The organism is Candidatus Saccharimonas aalborgensis (assembly GCF_000392435.1).
GTDB lineage: Bacteria > Patescibacteriota > Saccharimonadia > Saccharimonadales > Saccharimonadaceae > Saccharimonas > Saccharimonas aalborgensis.
Map to the genome: position 1 here is coordinate 821618 of NC_021219.1, position 21833 is coordinate 843450.

Annotated in this window: 18 protein-coding genes; 2 read left to right on the forward strand and 16 right to left on the reverse strand. The window is 51.1% G+C overall.

Annotated elements, in window-relative coordinates; all coding sequences use genetic code 11:
• Positions 1-2: 2 nt before the first annotated feature.
• From L336_RS04255 to L336_RS04270, 4 genes are all read right to left on the reverse strand, one after another.
• Positions 3-590, reverse strand: coding sequence for a four helix bundle protein (locus tag L336_RS04255; RefSeq protein ID WP_015641982.1), 588 nt, complete (start codon positions 588-590; stop codon positions 3-5).
• Positions 591-632: 42 nt separating this feature from the next.
• Positions 633-2636, reverse strand: a complete 2004-nt coding sequence (locus L336_RS04260) for a hypothetical protein (RefSeq protein ID WP_015641983.1) — start codon at positions 2634-2636, stop codon at positions 633-635.
• 249 nt (positions 2637-2885) lie between these two features.
• Positions 2886-3716, reverse strand: a complete 831-nt coding sequence (locus L336_RS04265; RefSeq protein ID WP_015641984.1) for a replication-relaxation family protein — start codon at positions 3714-3716, stop codon at positions 2886-2888.
• Positions 3717-3823: 107 nt separating this feature from the next.
• The gene (locus L336_RS04270) at positions 3824-4768 is read right to left on the reverse strand and encodes an IS1595 family transposase (protein WP_015641985.1); all 945 of its coding nucleotides are present in this window, start codon (positions 4766-4768) and stop codon (positions 3824-3826) included.
• 114 nt (positions 4769-4882) lie between these two features.
• Here L336_RS04270 and L336_RS05835 point away from each other — a divergent pair, with 114 nt between their 5' ends.
• Positions 4883-5107: a hypothetical protein gene (locus L336_RS05835; protein WP_015641986.1), complete on the forward strand. Its 225-nt coding sequence runs from the start codon at positions 4883-4885 to the stop codon at positions 5105-5107.
• Positions 5108-5191: 84 nt separating this feature from the next.
• Here L336_RS05835 and der read toward each other — a convergent pair whose 3' ends face one another.
• A complete protein-coding gene (der, locus tag L336_RS04275) occupies positions 5192-6598 on the reverse strand; it encodes a ribosome biogenesis GTPase Der (protein WP_041191359.1) in 1407 nt (468 codons plus the stop codon).
• A 122-nt stretch (positions 6599-6720) separates the two neighbouring features.
• On the opposite strand from der, the gene L336_RS04280 reads away from it, so the two are divergent.
• A complete protein-coding gene (locus L336_RS04280; RefSeq protein WP_015641988.1) occupies positions 6721-7629 on the forward strand; it encodes a hypothetical protein in 909 nt (302 codons plus the stop codon).
• Here L336_RS04280 and L336_RS04285 read toward each other — a convergent pair.
• The 11 genes from L336_RS04285 to L336_RS04335 all read right to left on the reverse strand — a co-directional run bounded on the left by L336_RS04285 (position 7616) and on the right by L336_RS04335 (position 21813).
• On the reverse strand, positions 7616-8311 hold the full coding sequence (locus tag L336_RS04285) for a pseudouridine synthase (protein ID WP_015641989.1): 696 nt from the start codon (positions 8309-8311) through the stop codon (positions 7616-7618). The two genes, L336_RS04280 and L336_RS04285, sit on opposite strands and share 14 nt — an antisense overlap.
• 11 nt (positions 8312-8322) lie before the next feature.
• Entirely contained in the window at positions 8323-9264 is a 942-nt protein-coding gene (locus L336_RS04290) for a response regulator transcription factor (RefSeq protein WP_015641990.1), read from the reverse strand.
• 51 nt (positions 9265-9315) lie between these two features.
• Positions 9316-11292 (reverse strand): ATP-binding protein, encoded by a 1977-nt coding sequence (locus L336_RS04295; protein WP_015641991.1) that lies wholly within the window; start codon positions 11290-11292, stop codon positions 9316-9318.
• A 261-nt stretch (positions 11293-11553) separates the two neighbouring features.
• Positions 11554-12330 carry a DUF1295 domain-containing protein gene (locus L336_RS04300; RefSeq protein ID WP_015641992.1) on the reverse strand — a complete coding sequence of 259 codons (777 nt, stop codon included), beginning with the start codon at positions 12328-12330 and terminating at the stop codon, positions 11554-11556.
• On the reverse strand, positions 12318-12725 hold the full coding sequence (locus tag L336_RS04305) for a DUF2177 family protein (RefSeq protein ID WP_015641993.1): 408 nt from the start codon (positions 12723-12725) through the stop codon (positions 12318-12320). The genes L336_RS04300 and L336_RS04305 overlap by 13 nt, the downstream gene beginning before the upstream one ends.
• 4 nt (positions 12726-12729) lie before the next feature.
• A complete protein-coding gene (locus L336_RS04310) occupies positions 12730-14952 on the reverse strand; it encodes an MMPL family transporter (RefSeq protein WP_015641994.1) in 2223 nt (740 codons plus the stop codon).
• A 110-nt stretch (positions 14953-15062) separates the two neighbouring features.
• Entirely contained in the window at positions 15063-15581 is a 519-nt protein-coding gene (locus L336_RS04315) for a hypothetical protein (RefSeq protein WP_015641995.1), read from the reverse strand.
• A gap of 134 nt (positions 15582-15715) precedes the next feature.
• A complete protein-coding gene (gene zwf, locus L336_RS04320) occupies positions 15716-17149 on the reverse strand; it encodes a glucose-6-phosphate dehydrogenase (RefSeq protein WP_015641996.1) in 1434 nt (477 codons plus the stop codon).
• Positions 17150-18715, reverse strand: a complete 1566-nt coding sequence (locus L336_RS05710) for an NADP-dependent phosphogluconate dehydrogenase (protein ID WP_015641997.1) — start codon at positions 18713-18715, stop codon at positions 17150-17152. It abuts the gene before it with no gap.
• The gene (locus L336_RS04330) at positions 18716-19348 is read right to left on the reverse strand and encodes a DUF4352 domain-containing protein (RefSeq protein ID WP_015641998.1); all 633 of its coding nucleotides are present in this window, start codon (positions 19346-19348) and stop codon (positions 18716-18718) included.
• Between the two features lie 11 nt (positions 19349-19359).
• Positions 19360-21813, reverse strand: a complete 2454-nt coding sequence (locus L336_RS04335; RefSeq protein ID WP_015641999.1) for a hypothetical protein — start codon at positions 21811-21813, stop codon at positions 19360-19362.
• Positions 21814-21833 lie beyond the last annotated feature (20 nt).

A 21833-nucleotide genomic window follows, 5' to 3' on the forward strand; every position in this document is an offset into this window, starting at 1 on the left:
TTTCATTTTGCTGCCTCTTTCTTCCCTAAACTCATCGCCCACCCTACCACCGCGTCATCAAGATTGGAGAGCTTGCCTGCCCAGGCTGTCAGGTTTTTGTCGGTGATATAGCGCTTGTTGTAGGCATATTCGACTAGCACGGCGATCATTTTGATGCGGATATCGGCTTTGCGGAGCAGTTGCTCGCGATTATGGTCACGGCTGTAGTAGCTGGCGGCCTCAAGGATCAGCTCAACCACATCTTCGGTGCGGCCACGGATGGCTTGCATCAGGCCGAGCTTTTCGTGTTTCGGAAATTTCTCAATCAAGGTGTAGGTATAGTTGAGTAGCAGCGTCGCCTGGTAGTAGGTTTGGTAGTGGACGGGCGGCATCTTGCGGGCACGCTGGCGCATTTTATTGACAGCTGATGGTTTCTTGGCTTTTGATGGAGTTGACGTAGGTGCTTTTTGGGCACTTTCTGCTATTTTAGCTATTTTTTCACGCTTTGGCGGCTTCGCCGCAGCGGATTTCGGCAGCTGGTCTGTGGGACCAGCTGCCACCTCGCCGAAAAGGCTCGCTTGCACACTTGAAGAAAGTGGTTTCTTAGGCATAGTGATGAAAAGAGTTAAAGAGATAAACGCTTTTAGCTGAAGCTAAAACCGACTCTGGACAACACGAAAGCCGCTACCGCCGTACGCCGACCCGTCGTCGGTAACCGCAGAGAACAGACCAGCGTACGAACCACTGTCCGCAACGCCGCCCCGGAAAACCCAAGGGAGGTACGGGTCGACCGAGATCGAAATCTCGCCGAGCCACGACTGACCCCAGTCGGACACCGGCGAGGCGGAGGTCGTCTCAAAGAACGCTTGGCCGCCGCAGGTTGCCCAGGTACAATTCTGGTAGTTTCCGAAGTAGTCGCCAGCGGCAGCGTTGAAGGTAGTTGTGCTGTAGCCGTCAAAGTATTTGCTGGCTGGGAGCGTGGCAAAGCCGCTATTATCGCTATAGTTCGCAATATTGGTATCGTTGACGAGATGTGCCATGACATATTGCCAGTTACCACCGACCATGTCGTAGATGCCACTGGTGTTGCCGGTGGTGCTGGCTGTTTGGCCGATCGTAGTCTGGTACGCGCCGCTGTCATCAGTGCCAACCGCGCAGCTCTGCGTATAACTGGCGCTTGACGAACCACCACTCCAGCCAGTACGACCGTTGTAGTCGTTCCAGTCAGCTGCGACACAGTTATTGATTGCTACAGGATTTGCTGCGCCTTGGCCGTAGACACTCGTCGTGAGATACGCCACCGCACCCCAGTCGCTGTTGGTCATCATGCGGGAGTCGGTCGTGCCAGCGCTCATACCCTGGTAGGTTGCTTTAGTGCTGTCGGCGAAGCTCTGGGCGGTGGCGAACTGGTTCGAAACGGTCTGGTTGCTGAAGCCCCATTGGTTTGGCTTGATCGTGACGTCACCGCTCGTGACCGCTGCCGCCGAAGCGGTTTCGCTGGCAACATTGGCCTCGCTGCTGGTACTGGTCTGGTATTTACCGACCCAGATACCGTTGAGCTGCGCCGTGCCAAAGGTAAAGGCAGGGTGTGTTGCCCAGCCGCCGATGGTCGTGCCGTTATACGAGGTAGTCTGGCTGGCGGTTTGGAACTTGATGTTGAAGTTGTACGGGCTGGCGGTCGAGAGCACGTCTGCACCGGTGCCGTCTTGGCATTGCCCGGCACTGAGTGTCAGTGAATCGCTCGCATTCGGGCGGCAAACTTGATATTGGTAACGCGGGATGTAGGTGTAGTAGCCAAGTACGTCACTTTCAGGGATGATGGTGCCAGCGGCAGCGTTTTGATAGGTGGTACGCACGCCAGCCTTGACCGCAACAGCATTCGCCCATTGCTTGGCCTGGTAGTTATACCAATTGCCTTCGCTGTTGACGTCAGCCTTGCTCCACTGTGGGCTTGCCGTCGTACCGGTGTACGTGACGGGGATAAGGGCAGCATCCATGTCGACCTGGCAAGCACTTACTGGGTTGGCGTTTTCACAAACAGCAGGGTTAGCGGGGACAGGAGTTTCCGTCAGCGTGTAGGTCAACTTAAGATCGCTCGTGCCCGGGGTGGCGTTGGCGGTTGCGGCAACCGTGAGGGTGGTGTTGACTGCCGTGCTCGTTGCGGCGCTTGATGATTGCTTCACGGTGACGGGACTTGCAGCAATAGGCGTATCCGAAGTGAGGTCACCGCCCTTCACTGTGGCGCTGACACCATTGGCGCTTTGGGCTTGGACGAGGGTCAAGGTGTAGCCAGCGGTCGAAGTAGTATTCAATGTTGCCGTGGTTGGAATGGTCGCCTGGCTGCCCTGGGCAACGGAAATAGCTTGGTTTTGTGGCGTCAAGGCGAGGGTGGCAGTGGCAGAAGCGGCGTGGGTCTGCGAGAAGATAAAAACACCCGTAAGACCAGCTAGTGCGATCAGTGAGAAGAAGCCACGGAATTTGGCGCGTGCCGTGCGGCCTTGTTTGAGGTAGATGAACGTCAGTGCAGCTGCAACCAGGAGGCAGAGAGCCCCAACACCGACAAAAAGAGGTAGGTTTTCACCGGTGTTAGCAAGTGTACCGCCACTGTTTGCTGGCGCGGTCGTGACAGTAATCGTCTGGGTGATGGATTGGTTCATCGGGAGACTCCCTTCGCCACTACCTGCCCGCTGGGCGAGTTACGAGAGAGAGAGAGAGAGAGAGAGAGAGAGAGAGAGAGTTCTTGCTGCGAGTGTTTATATGTGAGTACGACATTCCACCAGGGTTCCTTTTGAGATTATTTGCTATCTATTTCTCTTTTTGACAGTGGTGGATGCCTAAGATTTACTTCAGTTTAGCATGAGAGGAATGGGGGTGTCAAGGAACTTTGGTTGAATCTGGCGCGGTTGCTACAGCTTTACTAAATCTATCTCTTGCTCCTCGTCTATCTTCTGCCATAACCTACTTGTAGTCGTGGCTTTTTCTAATTGCTCTCGTGTAATCGTCGCAAACACAATCTCGTCCCACATATCTTCCTCCTCAACTGCCCGCCGTATCTGCTTAGCCAGTTTTGTCTGTGTGCGCTCGTCTGGACAAATCGCCAAGACAGTCGGCAGCTCCCCATGCCCATACGGCCAGTCACCATCTGTGGCGTAATGAATGTAATTGCGTATTTTACGCACGCTCACAAAGAACGGCTTGGTATCGTCCCATACATCAAGAAAGTAGCGTCGTGGACTACCGGTGCCACCGCTTCCTGTCTTCTTGCCTTTGAAGCTCAGAAACAAGTCTGGCTTCCATGTAGGAAAGTACTCGTATGGTGTGAGCTGGCTGCTCGCAAATGAACGGAGTTTGTCGTCATATATGGCTTGTAATGTCAGGACGGTATCAGCTACGTTGAGGCAGTGCGTGATGAACTCTGGCGATACGGTTTTGTTTTTGTAGAGAGCTTTTATAGCCCACTCGTTTGTACTATCTGCTGGTAACTGGCGTGCGCCTTTGGGCGTCAAAAAATACTCCGCTGGTCGTCCTGCGAGCTTGTATGACTTGTTGTAGTGCTTGCTAATAAAGCCGCGTTCTTCGAGTATCTGTAGCTTGTTCTGTATGGTCTTCTGGTTCGGTTTAAGTAGGTACTTAGCTATTTGTTTACTATTACTGAAACGTACTTTATACAGCCAGTCTAATACCGCTACTTGCTCTAGGTTTAAGGGTCTTCTATACTTCGGTTCTGCTACTGTCATACGCTTAGTCACTTTCTTCTTATATTTATATATAAAAAGAGAGGAAAAGAAAAGAAGTGAAAACAGATAGAAAGAGTAGTTATAGGTTGGGTATCGATACCAAAGTTTTAAGAACGCCTGCAAATGAGGTTCCTGTACATCAGGCGCTTGCCGTCGATGTTATCAAACCATACCTCAAAACGCTCGCCGTCAGTCAGTTCGCGCGTATTCCAGCGGAACGTATATTCATCACAGTATAGCTGCAAATGCTTGGCGCTTACATGGTGGTAAATACCATTGATACCGCGCTTTAGGTGCGACCAAAAGCCCTCTGCGGTGTTCGTACTAGCCATGCCGTTTACAAACTCTTTGACGCCGTGGTTGACGCTTTCGTGCTTGAAACCAATTTTAGGCAGGGTGCGATACGGCATGTGTTCGTCTGTGTAGATCGTAGCGTCAATAGCAATGTTCTTGCGCGCTAGGTTCATGAGCGTAGCGCTACCTGTGTCTTTTGTTGCAATAACGCGTAGGCGGCCGCCACGTTCAACCATGCCGACGACAGGAGCTTTACTATTCTTGCTGCCGTGGCCTTGTGCGCCTTTGCCAGTAAGAGTCTTAAGTTTCTTGTTGTGGTGCTTGTATTTATCTGAGCCGCCTATATACGCCTCGTCCATTTCAACCTCACCAGTTAGCTTCTCGAAGCTGCCAGTTTCAAACACATGGCGTATACGTTGGAGCATAAACCAAGCAGTTTTTTGGGTGACGCCAATATACTTACTTAGCTGAATAGAAGACACGCCCTTTTTGAGGCTCGTACATAGATAGATCGCCAAAAACCATTTACGGAGCGGTACAGGGCTTTCTTCAAAGATAATACCCATACGGACGGTAAATGGGTTACGGCAGCTAGCGCACTTCATGCGGCCGCTGGCGAGCTTATAATACTTGATACCTATTTCACCACATTTTGGGCAAGTAACGCCGTCTGACCAGCGCTGCTCAAACAAGAACTTTTGACACTGTTCTTCTGTGGCAAATGAGTCGTAGAATTGGATGAGGTTGAATGCTTCCATGCCTCTATTGTATCAGGGGTAGTTGGTAACGTCAAGTATATAATTACCATTACTTATGATATAAATATTGGTGTAAGGGTAGACCAAACGATTGAGTGAGGAGGTGAAATACAAGTGAGTCCACTTGTGGATCCGGCAGCGTTTACGTCGGCACATTCCAGGGGTGAGGCTATCCTCTTGATGGTCTTGGGGACGGTGCTCATCATCATGGGAGCGTTACTCGGCGTCGTTACGAGCCAGTGGTTCACCGGCGTCATGGCTGTGCTTCTGGGTGCACTCGGTGGCTGGACGGGAGTTGTCCTGAATCGCGAGATTACCAAGGGGCGCCGGCGCGCCTGATATTCTGCCCCCCCAAAAAAAAGCCCAGGGAACCTCCCTGGCCCCCCGTCCTTGTTGGCGGGGGTTCGTTCTATGGTGACAAGATTATTTGGCGGATTGTTCGGCTTTCTTGCGCTGCTTGTATGCTTTTGTAACGGGTTCAAGACCCTTGGCAATACGTTCGCGGTTGGCCTTGATTTGTTTTTCGTCGCGGTAGCTAAACTTTACAGGAGTGCCACTATAATCATACGTTTCGCGCAGCAGTCGCTCCAGATAGCGTTTGTAGCTCCAGTGGACAAACTTGAGGTTGCTCCCATAGATGACGAACCATGGCGGAGCGGTATCGGTCTGAACCATATAGCGGAGTTTGGGGTGCGAGTTTTTGAGACCGGCCGGTGGATGTTTTTGGACGGCTTGCTGTAAGAGATCGTTGAGAACACGCGTCTTAGTTGCCTGATTGCGGCGAGTGATAATGTCGGTAGCAAGCTCAAAGAGTTTGGTAACGTTTTGACCAGTCACACTGCTCGTAAAAATGAGTGGTGCCCAAGGTACAAAATCGAAGCTGTGGGCTATTTTCGGGGCGAGGGCGTCGCGAGTAAAGGCGTCTTTTCCCTCCACACTGTCCCATTTGCTTACAACCAAGACTAGCCCTTTGCCCGCTTCGTTGATGAGACCAGCCAGACGTTGGTCGAGTTGGGTGTTTAGCTCGCCAACATCCATCAGGAGGAAGCAAACATCGGCTTCTTCGATGGCCTGGAGCGTGCGCAAGACCGAAAACTTTTCGATTCCCACCTCTTGCTTTCCCTGGCGACGGACACCCGCTGTGTCAATGAGCTCGAGTGTTTGGCGGTGAAACGTTACGCGAGTGCGCCCGAGATCGCGGGTCGTCCCTGCGATATTTGCGACAAGCGCTTGCTGCTTGCCAGCGAGCGTGTTGAACAAGTGACTTTTGCCAACATTTGGACGACCAATCAATGCGATTCGTACGACGTCATCTGGCTCAGACTCGCGTGCTATGGGGATCAAGTCTGTAATCTTGGTTAATAGCTCGGCGATACCGCTGTTATGCTCAGCACTTGTACGAATACTGTCGCTTATCCCTAGGCAGCGAAACTCTGTGTCGGGCAGACTCGTTTTTAGATCAGCCTTGTTTGTAACGAGGATAACTGGTTTTTTGCTCTTGAGCGCTTTTTTGGCAACCATGCGATCCTCATCGCCTGGGTACTCAGTACTATCAACGACAACAATGATAACATCTGCGGCCTCAGCAGCATCATCAATCTGGTGTTGAATGGTTGCCTCGAACTCATCCAATGGATCCTTGAGACCGGCCGTGTCGACAAGCCAAAATTGATGGTCTTGGTACTGCACCTTGCCCGTGACGTTATCTCGGGTGGTCCCAGCCTCACGGGCAACAATTGCTTGCTGTGAGCGGACCATACGATTAAAAAGCGAGCTTTTGCCCGCATTCGCACGTCCGATAATAGCAACCATAGGGAGTTTTGCCGCCATAATAGAGATAGTATAACAGAGGTAACGAGAAATAGCGAGCGTAAACACTATAATCTGAGTATTCCATAAGATTGACCAATAACAAATAAAGTGATATAAAAACATGAATAAGGAAATCATCTATGGCCGCACCGAGTAGTGAACAGCGACAACAATTTATTGGAGACAGTCTCGAGCGGGCATGGGGCTTTTTGCGTCATGAGGGTGTGAGGGATATCTTGGGTGCGACGACTGTCGCGGTGCTTGAGCGGCGGCTTAGCCAGGTAGTGATACCAGATATGGCCGTGTCGACTTCGGGGCTTGAGATAGATTTGCCGAGTCATGGTGAAAGTCAACAGGTATTTCCGGTTGTCGCCATGCTCCCCGGTGAGAACCTCTGCTATCCGAAAGAGATGACGACACAAGCGGATGAAGTTGTTGAAGCGCAGATTAGGCGCATGAGAGAGCTTTGTCCTAACCTGAGCCATCAAGATGCACTCGATGCACTTATACGCCGAGAAGCGTATCGCCGCCAAGATACCACAACTAAGATTGAAATGGGGAGGGGCTATAGTGCTCAGGTCTTCACGGAGCGTGGCGAACACTCTGTTGGTGGTACACGCTTTGCAATCTATCAACAGCCGATCGTTGCCTTTGCCATGCAAGATGCCAAGAATGTCACCTATCCTTTTGCGCATCCTGTCGTGACAACGCATGAAGTGACACACCTCGATGACTATAGTATGTTTCCTGTTGTCGATATGAACGTAACGCTCCCCCACGAGTATCGGCTTAGTTCCGAACTAAGGGCATATCATATCTCTGCTCTGGCTGAAACAGCTATCGACAGATACGGTCTCGACAGCAACGGTCTCTGGCATAGAGCAGTTTATCCTGGTAGGCCGACAGTATCATCGAGGGTTGAAGCGTTGCGCCGTTTGCACACTACGGCAGAACGTCCCTATCGACCGTTGCCATCACTATATCTTGCGCTCGAGGTAGAAGGTCTGGAAAGTATTTATCAAGCAAATATATCGCCTACTGAATATTAATCTGATGGTAAAGACCGCGCTTTATATCACCCAGTGAATAATTACCGAAATTAGTCCTATCGAGCCTCACCACTGTATATCCTAGTGCGGCAAAAGTACGGCGTATCTGTCGATTACGGCCTTCACTCATCGTTACTTGCCACTCGCGCAAATTGCCATCACGCAGTTTTGCTAAGGTCAGTTGACTACGTCCATCGTCGAGAGTGATGCCGATGTCACTAATCATTTGCTGGTGGAGTGGTTCGAGATCACGATCGAGGCGTATACGGTATACTTTTGTTTTGCGATACTGAGGGTGCGTCATGCGGTGGGCAAAGTCTCCATCATTGGTAAGTATGATAAGGCCTGAGCTGTCCTTATCGAGACGACCAACTGATTTAAGGTGTTTGAGGGGTAATGGTAGAAGGTCGTAAATTGTTGGGGTATCTCCCTGGGAGCGTCGTGAACAGACGTACCCGGCGGGCTTATTGAGGAGGAGGTAGGTGTACTTGGTGGGTGCCAAGGGTATTTCTTTGTTGTTTACCGTAATATGATCAGATGAGCTTACCTGGAGGCCGAGTTGAGCGGTGACGCCATTAACACACACGCTACCTTTTTCGATCAGCAGATCCGCTTCGCGACGTGAAATACCAAGCGCAAGAGCGAGGTATTTATTGAGTCGCTGTGAATTACCAGGTAACACGATAGTTCGTATTATACAACAGGAGTGACCGGATTGCTCGGTGGCGTCGGAGACTGAGGCATGGGTACTGTGGGCAGAGGAGGCGCTACAGGCGGCCGAGGTGTTTCCTCAAAGGAAAGACCACTGGCGGCCGGTGGGGTCGCAACTACCGGTGCAGAAAACGTTGGTGGAGGCGTTGGAATGGGAGGAGCGGTGGGAGCTTGCGGTTGAGGCATTACGGGTGCAGCGGTGCCTTGGACGCCGTTTGCCAGTTCTCTTGCCATGAGATTGTTGTAGTCGCGCGGAGGTTCTGAAGGCTGCAGTGGATGAATGACCCTATCCCCGAGTGTAGCCGGGCGAGGGGTGGAAAACGGTGCAGTCGGTTGCGGCAGAGGTGGTGGTGATGCCTGGGGCTGTGTTAAGGTGGGCGCTGGCTGAGGTGATGGTGCGGACGTAGCTGCCGTTGGTTGAGGAAGCGGAGCGGCAGGGGGCATGGGAGCAACAGGAGCTACGGGTGCTGGAGAGGAAGTAGGCGCTGCCGGCGAAGGGGGTAACGGGGCGGAAGTGGTAGAGGAAGCGGGCCTCAGCGTATTTGCAGTGATAGGTGCGTCACCTAAGACTTCATGCACTGTGCGTACGACGTCCTCAATACCAACCTGTGACTTTACCAGGTAGCGATCGGCGCCAAGGCTTTCACCCCGCTTACGCTGATCTTCGCTGCTAAGAGCGGTCATCATAATGACCTTAATGCCCTTCGTCTCGGTTGTTGATCGCAGGATATCAAGCATATCGAATCCACTGATTTTTGGCATCATCACATCACTAACAATAAGATCAGGACGATCCTTGATTGCCATGGCGAGTGCTTCTTCGCCGTCGCCTGCCGAGACAATATCGTATCCTTCCGCTAATAGGCGTACACCGTAGATCTCTCGTAAGCTTTTGTCATCCTCGACTAGCAGTATCTTTGTCATGTTACCTCCCATTGTATCCCAGGCATGTAAAAAAAACTATACCCCTCATGCTTATCTCTTGATTTCAGCTTGTGGAGACACACGTGTCGCTCCGTGATGGCTGATAAATGCACTTGGATTTGCTTCAATTGTTGACAGCGGAATATTTGGAGCGGCGTAGGTTCTTCCTGGAACGAGGGGTTGAGATGCGGGTGCCATCAGAGGTGCCGGTGCTAGTAGTGGGGTCGTTGGTGGTGCGGTAACCACGCCCACAGGGGCGCTTTGGGAAGGAGTTGAGATGTCAGGAATAGCTGGCAGTGACGGTGGCACAGCAAGTGTTGTGGTACTTGTTGAAATCGGTGTGGTCGTTGTTGCCGCAGCTGCATTTTCGGCCTCGATACTCGCTTGCTCAATCAGACGCATCGCATCTTCATGGTTGATACGGGGAAGCTCCACATAGAAGGTGCTCCCTTTTTTGTATTCGCTTTCTAGCCAAATACGTCCCCCCATTGTTTCGGTGAGGCGACGACAGAGATAGAGGCCAAGGCCGGTACCACCAATTTCACGCGTGTCGGTATTGTCCACTCGATAAAACTTTTGGAAAAGGTGTGCTTGGTCTTCTCTAGGAATGCCTAACCCCGTATCGGCGATGCTCATCACGATATGATTGTCATCACCATTGACGTCAACAACAACATCGCCGCTCGGTGTGTACTTGATGGCGTTCTCTATAAGGTTGCTCATCACCTCGCGGAGGTGATCGTTGTCGACATTGACATAAAATACTGGGCTCAGGCGTCGCCCGTTTAGTTTCTCTTTGGTGACATTGTCTTCGGGTAGCGGTTTGTAGATAAAATGAAGATTTTTTTCTTTTGCTTTTGACTCAAGCCCCTCAAAGATATCATGAACAAAGGGGACGACATCAACCACTTTAGGGTTATTTTTGAGTCGGGCGTCATCTGCCTTGGTGACGTCGAGCAAGTCCTGAAAGAGTCGGCCAAGGTGCTGTGCCGAGGCGTGTGCTTTAGTAATAAAATCACGTGCTTTGTCGTCGATGGTAGCGGTATTGGGGTTGAGTGCTAGGCCTAAGTATCCTTCGATAGAAGCAACCGGCGTACGCATTTCGTGACTTGCTGTACTGATAAACTCGGCTTGTTGACGTTCCTCTGCCTTCTCTCCGCTAATGTCACGAAAAACAATAATAACACCAGAGCCGGCTTGACCAACCGGTGACACAACAATGGAGATAAGAGTGGTCTTGCCCGAGCTGGTGACAAGACTGAGAACTGATGAGGTGGCCTGTTTGTTTTCGTTGAGGGCTTTTGTGATCGGATCATTCATGACATCAGGTTCTTGATTTTTGCCATCAACGAGTTTGAGTACCGATTTGTAGCTAAGGCCGAGTGCATCTTGCTTGCCCCACCCTATCAGCTGCTGCGCAGCAGGATTTATCAATTCGACCGACCCTTTACTGTCGAGAGCGATGACTCCGTCGGCAATGGCATTGATCACTACCTCAGATTTGCCCGAAACTTGGCTAAGCTGTGTCGCGAGTTCATGGTAGGATTTATCCTCCGAGGTTTCCTCGTCGTCATTGTCGCCCTGATGTCCCCAAATGAGCATGCCAACAGCAAGCGGTAGATCTCCCGCTAGGAGAGCGAGCATGAGACTATTGGTCGTGAGTGTATTGCTCGAATATTGCCAAAAGAGTATAGCGTTGACTACGATAAAAAGCATGATGATCCCCTGCTTCCCGAATACGCCCGCAAACACTGACGCAGCCATCCAGAGCGCGATAAATGGCGAAGATATGCCACCCGTCCCAGCCATCAAGCAACCGATGGTTACGAGCAGTAGGCCATAGATGAGGCGCGAAGAGAGACCGATAAATCGATGGGGGGTCCACTCGTACGCAATAAAGGAGCTTATGAGGGTCGCTGCGGCGACGATTGCCGCATAATCTGCGACAAGGAGTGTGTTATTTGGTTGCTTGACTCCTGAAAAGAACGACCACGCGTAGAGGCCAAGAACTGCGGCTGCTACTAGCATAACTGCTTCACAGAGCCGCCGATGCCAAAAGCGATTTAATTGGCGTGGTTTAATAAAATTGCCCCCTCGTTTGCTATCGATAGTACTTACGGTTAGTATAACGCATCAACGGGGGTGATTGCAACAATTCTGTCATATGAGGGTACGGAAGAAGCCCGAGAAAGGACCTGGGCTTCTCTCGCGGCTAAGATGACCACCTCCAATATATTGGGATGGTGTTGATCTGAGGTGTGACGATGCCATGGGGACTACCTGATAATATTATCTTTGTTGAGGTGGAAGTGGCACCAGTACTGAGGTGGCTCGGCGGTACTCGTTCCAATTTGGGTAGCGACTTGATCTCTGCTCGCTCGGTGGGATTCCTGATATAAAGATAATTAAAATACTGATCGTGGCAGCGCCAATCGTCGCGAGCCACCAAGAGGGCGAACTCAATGAGAGACACGCGATTCCCCACCACATCACGAGTTCTCCAAAATAATTTGGATGACGTGAGTATCGCCATAGGCCACTCGTCATAAGTGTGCCGGGTTTTTGTGCAACATGGCTGCGGAGCTGGTAATCAGCGACCGACTCAATGATAAATCCGCCGACCCAGAGGACAAGCCCTAATGCGGTCAATGATGACACCGCTGGTTTGTCAAGCCAGAGCGCGATACCCGGAAGAGATACGATAACGGCGAGGACTGCTTGTACTAGGTAGATACGAAAAAATGTTTGTAAACCAACAAACCGTTTGGGCCATTGTTTTTTGAGCGCTACGTAGCGCGGGTCTTCTGCTTTGGCGTGAAGCCAGCGTTTTCCGATGTGAAACGATAGTCGGAGTGCCCACAAGCAGATGCAGGCGCTGGCAGCAATCGCTACGGTTGAGTGAGTAAAATGAAATGGTATTTGAACGATTACCGATGCCAAGATTGCCATCCCCCATGCGACATCGACGCCATCGTAGCGTTTCTTGTACCAGCCAACAACAAAAGCACAACTCATAACAGCGAGTGCTGCAAAAAAACTAACCGCAAGATCGCCTATGACCACCATGTTCGCATCACCCAGTAGGCAATACCCGACACTGTGGCAGTCAACACCGTGCCCCAGATCAGGTCCACTATCACTAAGGTAAGAGGCCAGTTTTTGAGTGTGGCAAGATTGGTGAGGTCATAGGTTGCATAGGCGACGAACCCAAAGAGAGCGCCCATTCCTAGGGCATAGTGCCATGACTGCTTATCGAGTGCTGGTGATAATACAAATGCGACGATGCCGATGACATAAATAACATAAAATAGCACGGCTGCCGCCATGTTTGGCTTATCCATAAGGAGCGATCCGATTTGCGAGCGGTAAAACTTGTTGGCAACGACACTAAGCCATAGCCCATCGAATACACCCATTACGACGCCAGTGACGACGAGTCTCACTAGAAATTGTTCAACCATACTACTATTCCCCCTTCCGCTGACGGGCTAGTTTGCTTGGCCACCACATCGGCCGCCCGATATCGATTGTGAGGCTTGGTACGAGGAGTGACCGAACGATAATTGTATCGAGCAGAACACCAAATGCCACGATAAAGGCAAGTTGCGCCAAAAATAGAATTGGGATAACACCCAGTGCCGCAAATGTCGATGCTAGCACAACGCCAGCACTGGTAATGACCCCTCCAGTGACAACGAGTGCCTTGATGGTACCATCCACTACCCCCCTTTTGTTGATCTCCTCGCGCACCCGTGTCATCAAGAAGATATTGTAGTCAATACCAAGTGCGACCAGGAAAACAAATCCAAATAACACAACAGATGGGTCTGCGCCCGGGAATTGGAATACGTGGTTAAACAAGACTGCCGATACGCCAAGTGTCGCCTCGAAAGAAACGACTGTTGTTAGGAGCAGTATGATTGGTGCCACTAGGGAGCGTAGCAGAACCACTAAGATGACTGTAATGGCTGCTAAGATGAGCGGAATAATAACATAACGGTCGCGCTCAGATGAGATAATGGTGTCATATTGGACTGCGCTGATACCGCCTACCTTGATACTGTTTTCGAGCGGATGGAGGGCAGTCCTGAGCCTGACGATTGTCGCTCGCGCCGCCTGTGTATCCGCGCCATCTGTTAAAGTCACCTGGAGAAGTACCATTCCGTCGATGACTTTTGGCGTGGCGTTTTTGAAGGGCGAAAACGATTCAACTGGGGTGCCGGCAGGGATTTGACCACGCTTTGCGATAGCTGCCTGCAAGGTTTCGAGCAGTTTTTGCTTACTTTTGCCAATCGGGGCGGTTCCAGATGGTGATCCAGTGGCAGTGATGGCCGTAGAGGCAACGCCTGGATCGGCATCAATCACTGTGACAGATTGATCGACCTTTGATTCCGGAACAATAACGTAGGTAGGAGATCCCGAACCGCCCGGGAAATGATCGTTGAGGATAGCTTGAGCATCCCGTGCTTCTGACTTCCCTAGTACAAAATCACTTTGGGCAACACCGTCGGCTTTTAGTTGGAAATACCCCGCACACGCGACAATCAATAGTGCGGATGTTACTATCCAAACACGGCGTGGGTATTTACGTACGAAGGCTCCTACTGAGGCCCATAATCTGTGGCGCTGCTCGTATTTGTCATTGTGCGTTAGGTCGTACTGCGGCTTGCGAGGCCAGAAGGCCGTGCGTCCCGCCAGCAGCAATGCGGCCGGCAGAAAGGTCAGGCTGCTGATAATGGCTAAAATAATTCCGATTGAGCCTACCGGTCCAAGTGCTTTGTTTGATCCTAAGTCAGATAGCAGGAGGAAGAGCAGCCCAACAATGACGGTACCGCCTGCTGCCACAATCGGTTCCCATGAGCCTTTGAGTGCGGCCTTTGTTGCTTCCCATGTCGTGCGGTGTTCACTCAACTCTTCGCGTAGGCGGGCGATGTAGAGTAGCGAGTAATCGGTCGCAGCACCAATAACCAGGATCGACAAAATCCCCTGCACTTGTCCGTTGAGCTGGATGGCACCATTTGCAGCCAAATGGTACACGATGATAATTGCCGCTGATAATGCGCTGATTGACCCCAAGAGAACGATGACCGGCAGTAAAGGTGATCGGTACACTATGAGCAAAATAACAAATACAACGGCGAGTGCTACCAATAATAACGTGACGTCGATGCCACCGAAGGCATTTTGCAAATCACGGGCGAATGAGGCCGGTCCTGCTAGTTTGTAGCTAATGCCAATGCCAGCACCATCGATCGTCGACTTCAGGGCTGGAAAGATAGTTTTGAACTCAGCCCCTGAAGCAAGGGGAATCACAATGATAGCTGCCTTGCCATCATCTGAGCGAATCGGTGGTGAAATATCGCTAGAAACGCCCTCAATTGAGCGTAGTTGCTTGGCTGAATCTGTCAATTTCACCATATCACTATCGCTTATATCGCGGTTAGTGTCGTGAAAAACTGCAATAAGCGGGATCGTAGAACTGTCACGAAACTTGAGTAGCTCGGTGTTTACAGCAGTTGCTTCAGCGCTTTTTGGCAAAAAGTTAGTGAGGTCGTTGCTCGAAACTTTACTAATCTTTCCAAAATACGGTCCGCCGATGCCAGAGACTGCCAGCCACCCGACGACAATAAGTGCTGAGAGACCGTATAGCCAACGAGAAGATACACGGGAGCGGGATTTTTTTGTCATCGTACCTGTTATTGTATATGGTTTGGAGGAGTATTGATAGTGATTCTTTAAAGAAAACACCTCTTACTAACAAGAGGTGTTTTCTCGACCGAGGAGAGGACAGAGGGCGGCTAGTTTTGCTGTGAAGAGTCAGCAGTAGTGCTGCTGTCCCGTGGGGGTCGTGGACCTCGCGGTCCTGGACTGTTTGGCCCATCCTCTGTACTAGTAACCGTGAAGTTCGTGTCGAGATAGACGGTAGTGTGAGAACCGTCAGATTTCCTCATATGAACTTCGTAGGTTCCCTTGCCGTCGGCTTCGGTTTCGGCGCGAAGCACGGTAGCACCCGATACCTTTGCGGTCGCTGCGGCTGTGGCCTTCTCGAGATCAGTTCCCGTGAGAAGTGTTTCTGCCTTGCCGTTTGCAGTGTGACCACCTTTTGATTCGTCAAACACAGGTGGACGCTGTGTCGATGTATCGTTTTGGGTGGATGTCGAGGTGCTTCCTATTGACGAACTAGCGCTTGTCAACGCATTGGCAACATTAGTAGCTGCGCTCACAGTAGCGATTGTTCCTACAACCCCTAGTGTAGCGAGGGCTGGGATAAGTAATTTATTGTTGGCTATGATAGTCTCCTTTCGTATTATGCTCATCCGGATTGAGCGACCAGACTCTTAGCTGGTCGATACCAACTATAAGGAGCCAAGCTTGAAATTAACTGAAACAGAGATAGTCTAGCGGTCTCGATAACAATTTTTGTATACCACTTCCAGTGTTGTTGTGCATATTAGGTTGTTACGCTCTTTCGGATACCGATACCGCCTACTGGGCCTTCGCTGCCCTTTGTGTAGGATTCGGGTATAGAATTGTGATTACGCCATGTTTGGATGATGGGCTCGAGGATTTCCCAGCACGCCAGAACTTCTGCACTTGTCGAAAAGAGCGTTTGGTCGCCAGCAATCGCGTCAAAAAGTACTCGTTCGTAGGCTTCCGGATTCTTACCCTCGAAGGCCGTATTGTAGGAGAAGTTCATCGATACTGGCCGTGTTTCATAGCCAAAGCCGGGTGACTTTGCGGTGAGCTGCAGTTCAATGCCTTCATCTGGTTGTACGTGGATGGTGAGAGTGTTTCGTCCGCTATCAATATTGTGCCGGTCCCGAAAGACTACTTCGATCGAGGTGTCTTTGTGATCGAGTGCTTTGCCCGTCTCTAATACCACGGGAACGCCGTGCCATTCGGGGAGGTCAACACCAAGTTTTACTATGGCGTAGGTCTCAACCTGCGATTCAGGGTTATTCACCTCTTCCCGATAGCCTTGGTATTGTCCACGGTTTGCAAACTCGTCAATCGGTTCGGTGGGTAGTTTGATGGCACCGAGCAGCGCATTTTTTTGCTCATGGATAGCGTGACTTTCCATGGCAGTTGGCGCATCCATCATGATGAGTGCCATTAGTTGCAACAAATGACTTTGCAGTAAGTCTCGAAGTGCACCAAGACTCTCATAGAAGTCGCTTCGCCCCTCGATATCAATTTTCTCGAGGGCGCGGATGTGAATATAGTCAATCCCATCGCGGTTCCAAATACTGCGAATGAGCGGGTTTTGGAAGCGGAACGTCAGGATATTTTGGACTGTTTCTTTCGCCAAGTAGTGGTCGATGCGGTAAATTTGATGTTCCTCGAAGTGTGTTTTGATTGAGTCAATCAGATCTCTTGCTGATGCAAGATCACTGCCGAAAGGTTTTTCGATGAAAATGCGTCGGGCGACACCATCATACTCCTTGTTAAGTTCGGCCGCGCCGAGGCACGCGATAACTGGCTTAAAGATACTCGGTGGAATGGCCAGGTAGAAGATTCGCTGATGGGCAACACTGAATTCGTGATCTATGCCGTCAAGCATATCACGGAGTCGATAGTAGTCTTCTTGGTTTGTACTATCCATGATAATTGGTCGGATTAGTGATTTGAGACGCGCCAAAATTGCGGGGTCACATTCGCGGTGTTGTCGTAGCATTGTCACCTCAACTTGACTCATGACGGTATCGAGTGCCGCACTTGACTGTCGGAAGATCGCGACGATACTCAGGCGCTCTGGCAAATGCCCATAGGCCAAGAGCTCGTAGAGTGCAGGAAAAAGCTTGATTTGAGCAAGGTTTCCTGAAGCACCAAAGATAACAAGCGTGGTGGGGTTTGAGAGCGTTTGTAAGTGAGAATTACTACCCATCTATTTTTCCTCGTGGTTTATCGCATGACCGCCAAACTTATTGCGTAGCCCTGCAAGTAATTTAGTGGCAAAAGTATGGTGCCCCTCTTGGCTAGCTTGCCGTACTGCGAGTGCTTCACGGAGCGCCGGCATCGGTACTTGAGCCGCCTCAGCAGTTTCGTAGGTCCAACGACCTTCGCCTGAGTCAGCGACGTAGCCATCAATACCCTCTAGCTCAGGATTTTCTGAGAGTAACTGCTCTATAAGCTCGTTGAGCGAAGAAGCAATAATACTACCACCCTGCCAAACGTGAGCAATTTCTGCGAGGTTGAGACCAGGTATCTCGCCATATTTCAAGAGGTCATATCCTTCGGCGTAACTTTGCATCAGAGCGTATTCGATACCATTGTGTATCATTTTGACATAGTGCCCGCTTCCGGGAGTACCGGTATGAATCCAGCGTCCGCGCGGCATAGATAGCACCTCAAACAGTGGCGAGAGTGTTTGAACAGCGGCTTGCTCGCCGCCCACCATGAGGCTAAACCCGTTTTCAAGGCCCATGATGCCACCACTCGTGCCGGCATCAACGTACCGTATCTGGTGATCACGCAGGTCATCGGCGCGTCGAAGAGTGTCGTGAAAGTTTGAATTGCCACCGTCGATCAGCATACTCCCTGCGGGAAGGAGGGTTTTGTAGGCGGCAACTTCTTGCTCAACATAGTCTGAGGGAATCATCAGCCAGATGATGGGGGTATCACCCAGGGCTGCCACAAGTTCCTCGCGCGACGAGGCGGCCTCTGCTCCTTTTTCGGCGCAGGCGGCGACAGCGCTAGAATTGACATCGAAGACAACGATGGAGTGTCCCGCTCCCAGTAGCTTTTCGACGATTTGACTCCCCATTTTTCCTAATCCGACAAAGCCGATTTTCATTGTCCCTCCCTCCTTATCTAGATATACCTCGTAGTGTTTTGTAGTTCGCAAAAATTCGACCGGGAATGTATCGGCCGGCTGAGCGAGACTGTTGAATTGATCGAGAACGGCTGCTTTAGCGGCACCTTTCGTATAGACAAAGGCGTGATCGATCGACGAAAAAAATGCTCCTGAGATCGTAATACGCTCAAAGTCCGCAGCTTCATAATCACTTGCTGCGTTATCGCTATGGCAGGCGGGTGAACTGGGTTTGATACCGGCAATGTGCCCATCTTCTCCAATACCAAGAAGTGCGACGATGGTTGCACCTAATTGGTGCTGATGCTCGAGAAACGCTGAAAATGCCTGGCTGTCCTGCTGGCGGCTACCCCCTGAGAGTACGGGCACAAAGGATGCTTCTGGCAAGAGGTGCGCGGAGCGCGAGACCGCCTGCCAGTTTGAGTGGTTATCCTTGATGGGTACGTAGCGTTCATCGCTCAGGGTGATTGTCAGACTATGCTGATATGGCAGAAGTGCCCTAAAAAGTGGTTCTATAGCCTGGCTCGCCGAACCACCCGGCAGCAGCAGAAGAACCTTATTGCCACTATCATGAGCCGCTCGAACTGCTCGCTCTATAGCATCAATGAGTTGTTGGGTAACAGGAGTAAGCTGGGTCATTTAGTGGAGCACATCGATTACAAGTGGTGTGGTATTATCCCAGCTCGTATCGACATAGAGCAGCAATGTGTCAGCTTTTTTTGGAACGGCAAAGCTGATCTGTCCCGTAGCTGTTGCTCCCGGTGCGAGGTCCTGGGCGGCGATGGGATTCTTAACATGCATTGAAGCGTGGAGTGCCGAGTATTCTCCCTCGGGGGTTCGGACAAACAACTGGTTGACGGGAATAAACGGCTTCGCCGTAGAAGTACGATTGGTAATCGTAAAACTCATGATGAGCATTGTTTTGCCTTCTTCGACTCCGAAAGCGGGGTCTTCGGCACTATTTATGGTGACGTCCCTGACCGATGCCTCAAATGCACTGTTGAATGTAGGGTCGAGAGTTTTTGTGACATGCGTCGTCGCGGCCGAAACGGCGACAGCTCGTAGTTTGCTCTCGTTTTGTTTGGTGACTTCTACCCAAAAAAGCGTATTGATGACCACTAGAGCGGCAATGCCAAGCACCAGTGTTCCCATAAGGAGACTATTCTCATCGGTAAAGCGACGAAAACGACCATATTCTTTTTTTAATTCGCCTACTTCATCCGCAATGAACTCAGCGGGGGTGGTGTGTTTTTTGTGAAATAGTTTACGCATCACATCTCCTTTTATGGTTTGGTTGCATCATAATACCCCACACGGTACCCGAGTAAGAGGCTGCTAGCAGAATTGTTGATGGTGGCACTGCCGTGCGCGTGAGTAGTTGCTCCGCCGCTATCCTGATAACCTGGTATGCTTGCGGTACCTCTAAGAATCGTATTGATACTGTGATTACATGTGGCAGAAGTGTTCTCAAGTGTAGAGGTGGAGCCAGATTTAATGCCTCCCTTGTGTGTTGGCCGGAAGCTTGTGATGTTGACAACCCAGGTAGTGTTCCAACCCCAACAGTTGCCAATGGTACTGTGTGCGGCGAGATCGGTCGGTCCATAGCAAGGCGTTAGTCCGCCGCAATACACTGGTGCGGGGTCACTTACGGTAAGGTTGGTGCTGTTTGATGTGGTACCACCAGCGTTTGAGCAGCTAAGTGAATACACGTAGGTGCCTGCCGGTGATACGGCGCCGGTAGACTGTGATCCGCTGGCTGCTTTGCTACCAGACCAGTTGCCACCAGCTGTGCAGCTGGTGGGGCTATTGGCTACGCTCCACGATACCGTAGCACTTCCACCTGTTGTAATACTGGATGGCGAAACAGAGATACTTATAGCAGGAGGGGTTACGACTGTAACGGTTGCAGAACCACTCCCAGAGCCTGAGGAGTTTGTGCACGTTAGTGTGTAGGTATAGGTACCGGCAGTTCCAATTGCTCCCGTGCTTGCTGAGCCATTAGCGCTTTGGCTACCGCTCCAGGAACCGCTACTTGTACAACTAGTGGGTGCATTTGTGGCAGACCATGTGAGCGTGCTAGCTGCGCCCGTGGCAATTGTTGTTGGTGAGGCGGTAATCGATACTGCGGGGGGATTCGAGGAAGTGCCGTTACTTACTGTGACGCTTGTACTTGCGCTCCCCGTTCCTCCGTCATTATTACAATCAAGGGTGTAGTTGTAGGTGCGGATCGTACCGAGACCACCAGTACTTACTGAGCCGCTCGCTGCTTTTGCTCCCGACCAGTCACCACTCGCATTACAGCTCAGCGGCGTGTTGGTCGTCGACCAAGTGAGGTTGGATGAACCGCCTATCGTGACCGATATAGGGCTTGCTGATAAGTTGACAACGGGTTTTGGCGGCAATGAAACAACCAGTGTTGTGCTTCGTTTTGCGCTTGTCCCTCCCTGGTTACTGCACTGAAGCTCGTATAGATAGTTGCCCGCCGAATTCATCGTCCCTGTATTAAGCGATCCACTCGCTGTTTTCGCGCCGCTCCAAGCGCCAGTTGCTGTACAACTCGTGGGATTATTGGTCGATGACCACGAGATGGTTGATGTCGCACGTGTATAGATGGGAGAAGGGCTAACGGTGATCGAGACATCGGGGGGATTTGGGATTACCTGCAGCGCTGCGGTGTCAAAGGTTCCTCCGGCGGCATTGCTGCAGGTTAATGTAAATAGGTAGGTTTTTATTGTGCTCAGTCCTGCCATGACTTGTGATCCACTCGCTGCTTTTGCGCCTGACCAGTCACCGCTTGCAACACAACTGGTCGGAGCATTGCTTACAGACCACGAGAGTGTGGTACTAGCGCCAGGAACAATAGGCCCAGGTGGAGTGGCGGCGATTGTAACAATAGGAATATCTGCTGGCGGCGTACGCGCCTCGACGGTAGTTGTTGCTGAGCTGGAACCAGCTGCGTTTGAACACTTGAGCGTGTAGGTATAATTGCGTGTTTGAGTAAGTGAGCCTGTCGAGATACTACCGTCGCCACTTTTGGTACCACTCCAATCACCACTGGCTGTGCAGCTGGTGGGGCTACTGGTCGTTGACCAAATAATTTGCGTCGAGCTGCCGGTATACACCCAGCTATCAGTAGGCGCTATCGTCACGATGGGCGCGCGAGCTGCATTTCCTGTGACGGTACGGGACATCGACCCTACACCGACAGTTGCAAACCCCGTCCCAGTATCGGTCTTACAGGTGAGCGTAAAGAGGTAGGTTTGGACGGTCGTCAGCGCTGGAGTGTCTTCTTCGCCAGAAGCAGCCCGGGCTCCCGACCAATCGTCGCTGGCGATACATTCCTTAGGATTATTGGTAACGCTCCACTTTAGCCTACTTTTTCCACCAGTTACCACTGACGCGGGATCGGCAGTAAGAGTGACGACTGGCGGATTAGTGCCCGATGTCCCACCCTTTCCCTGCTCTACATTTCCACCTGGATTTGCTGCATCGCTTTTTTTGGCTTCTTCTTGAAGTGCCTCTTGGTCATTTGCGGTGAGACCATGGTCTTTACTAAACTCCTTGTTGGTACTGAGATAACTAAATATAGCAAACGAAACCATACTAATAATCATTATTGCTGAGGCAACAGCAATCAGGAGCTTCACTGCCTTCGGGCTGAGCTTCGGCAGACGGAACCTTGGCGGTTTGGAATCAAGTGGTGTCTTGATCTTAGCAACAAATGGATCCAGTGGCACTAGTATGATTCCCCTTTAGC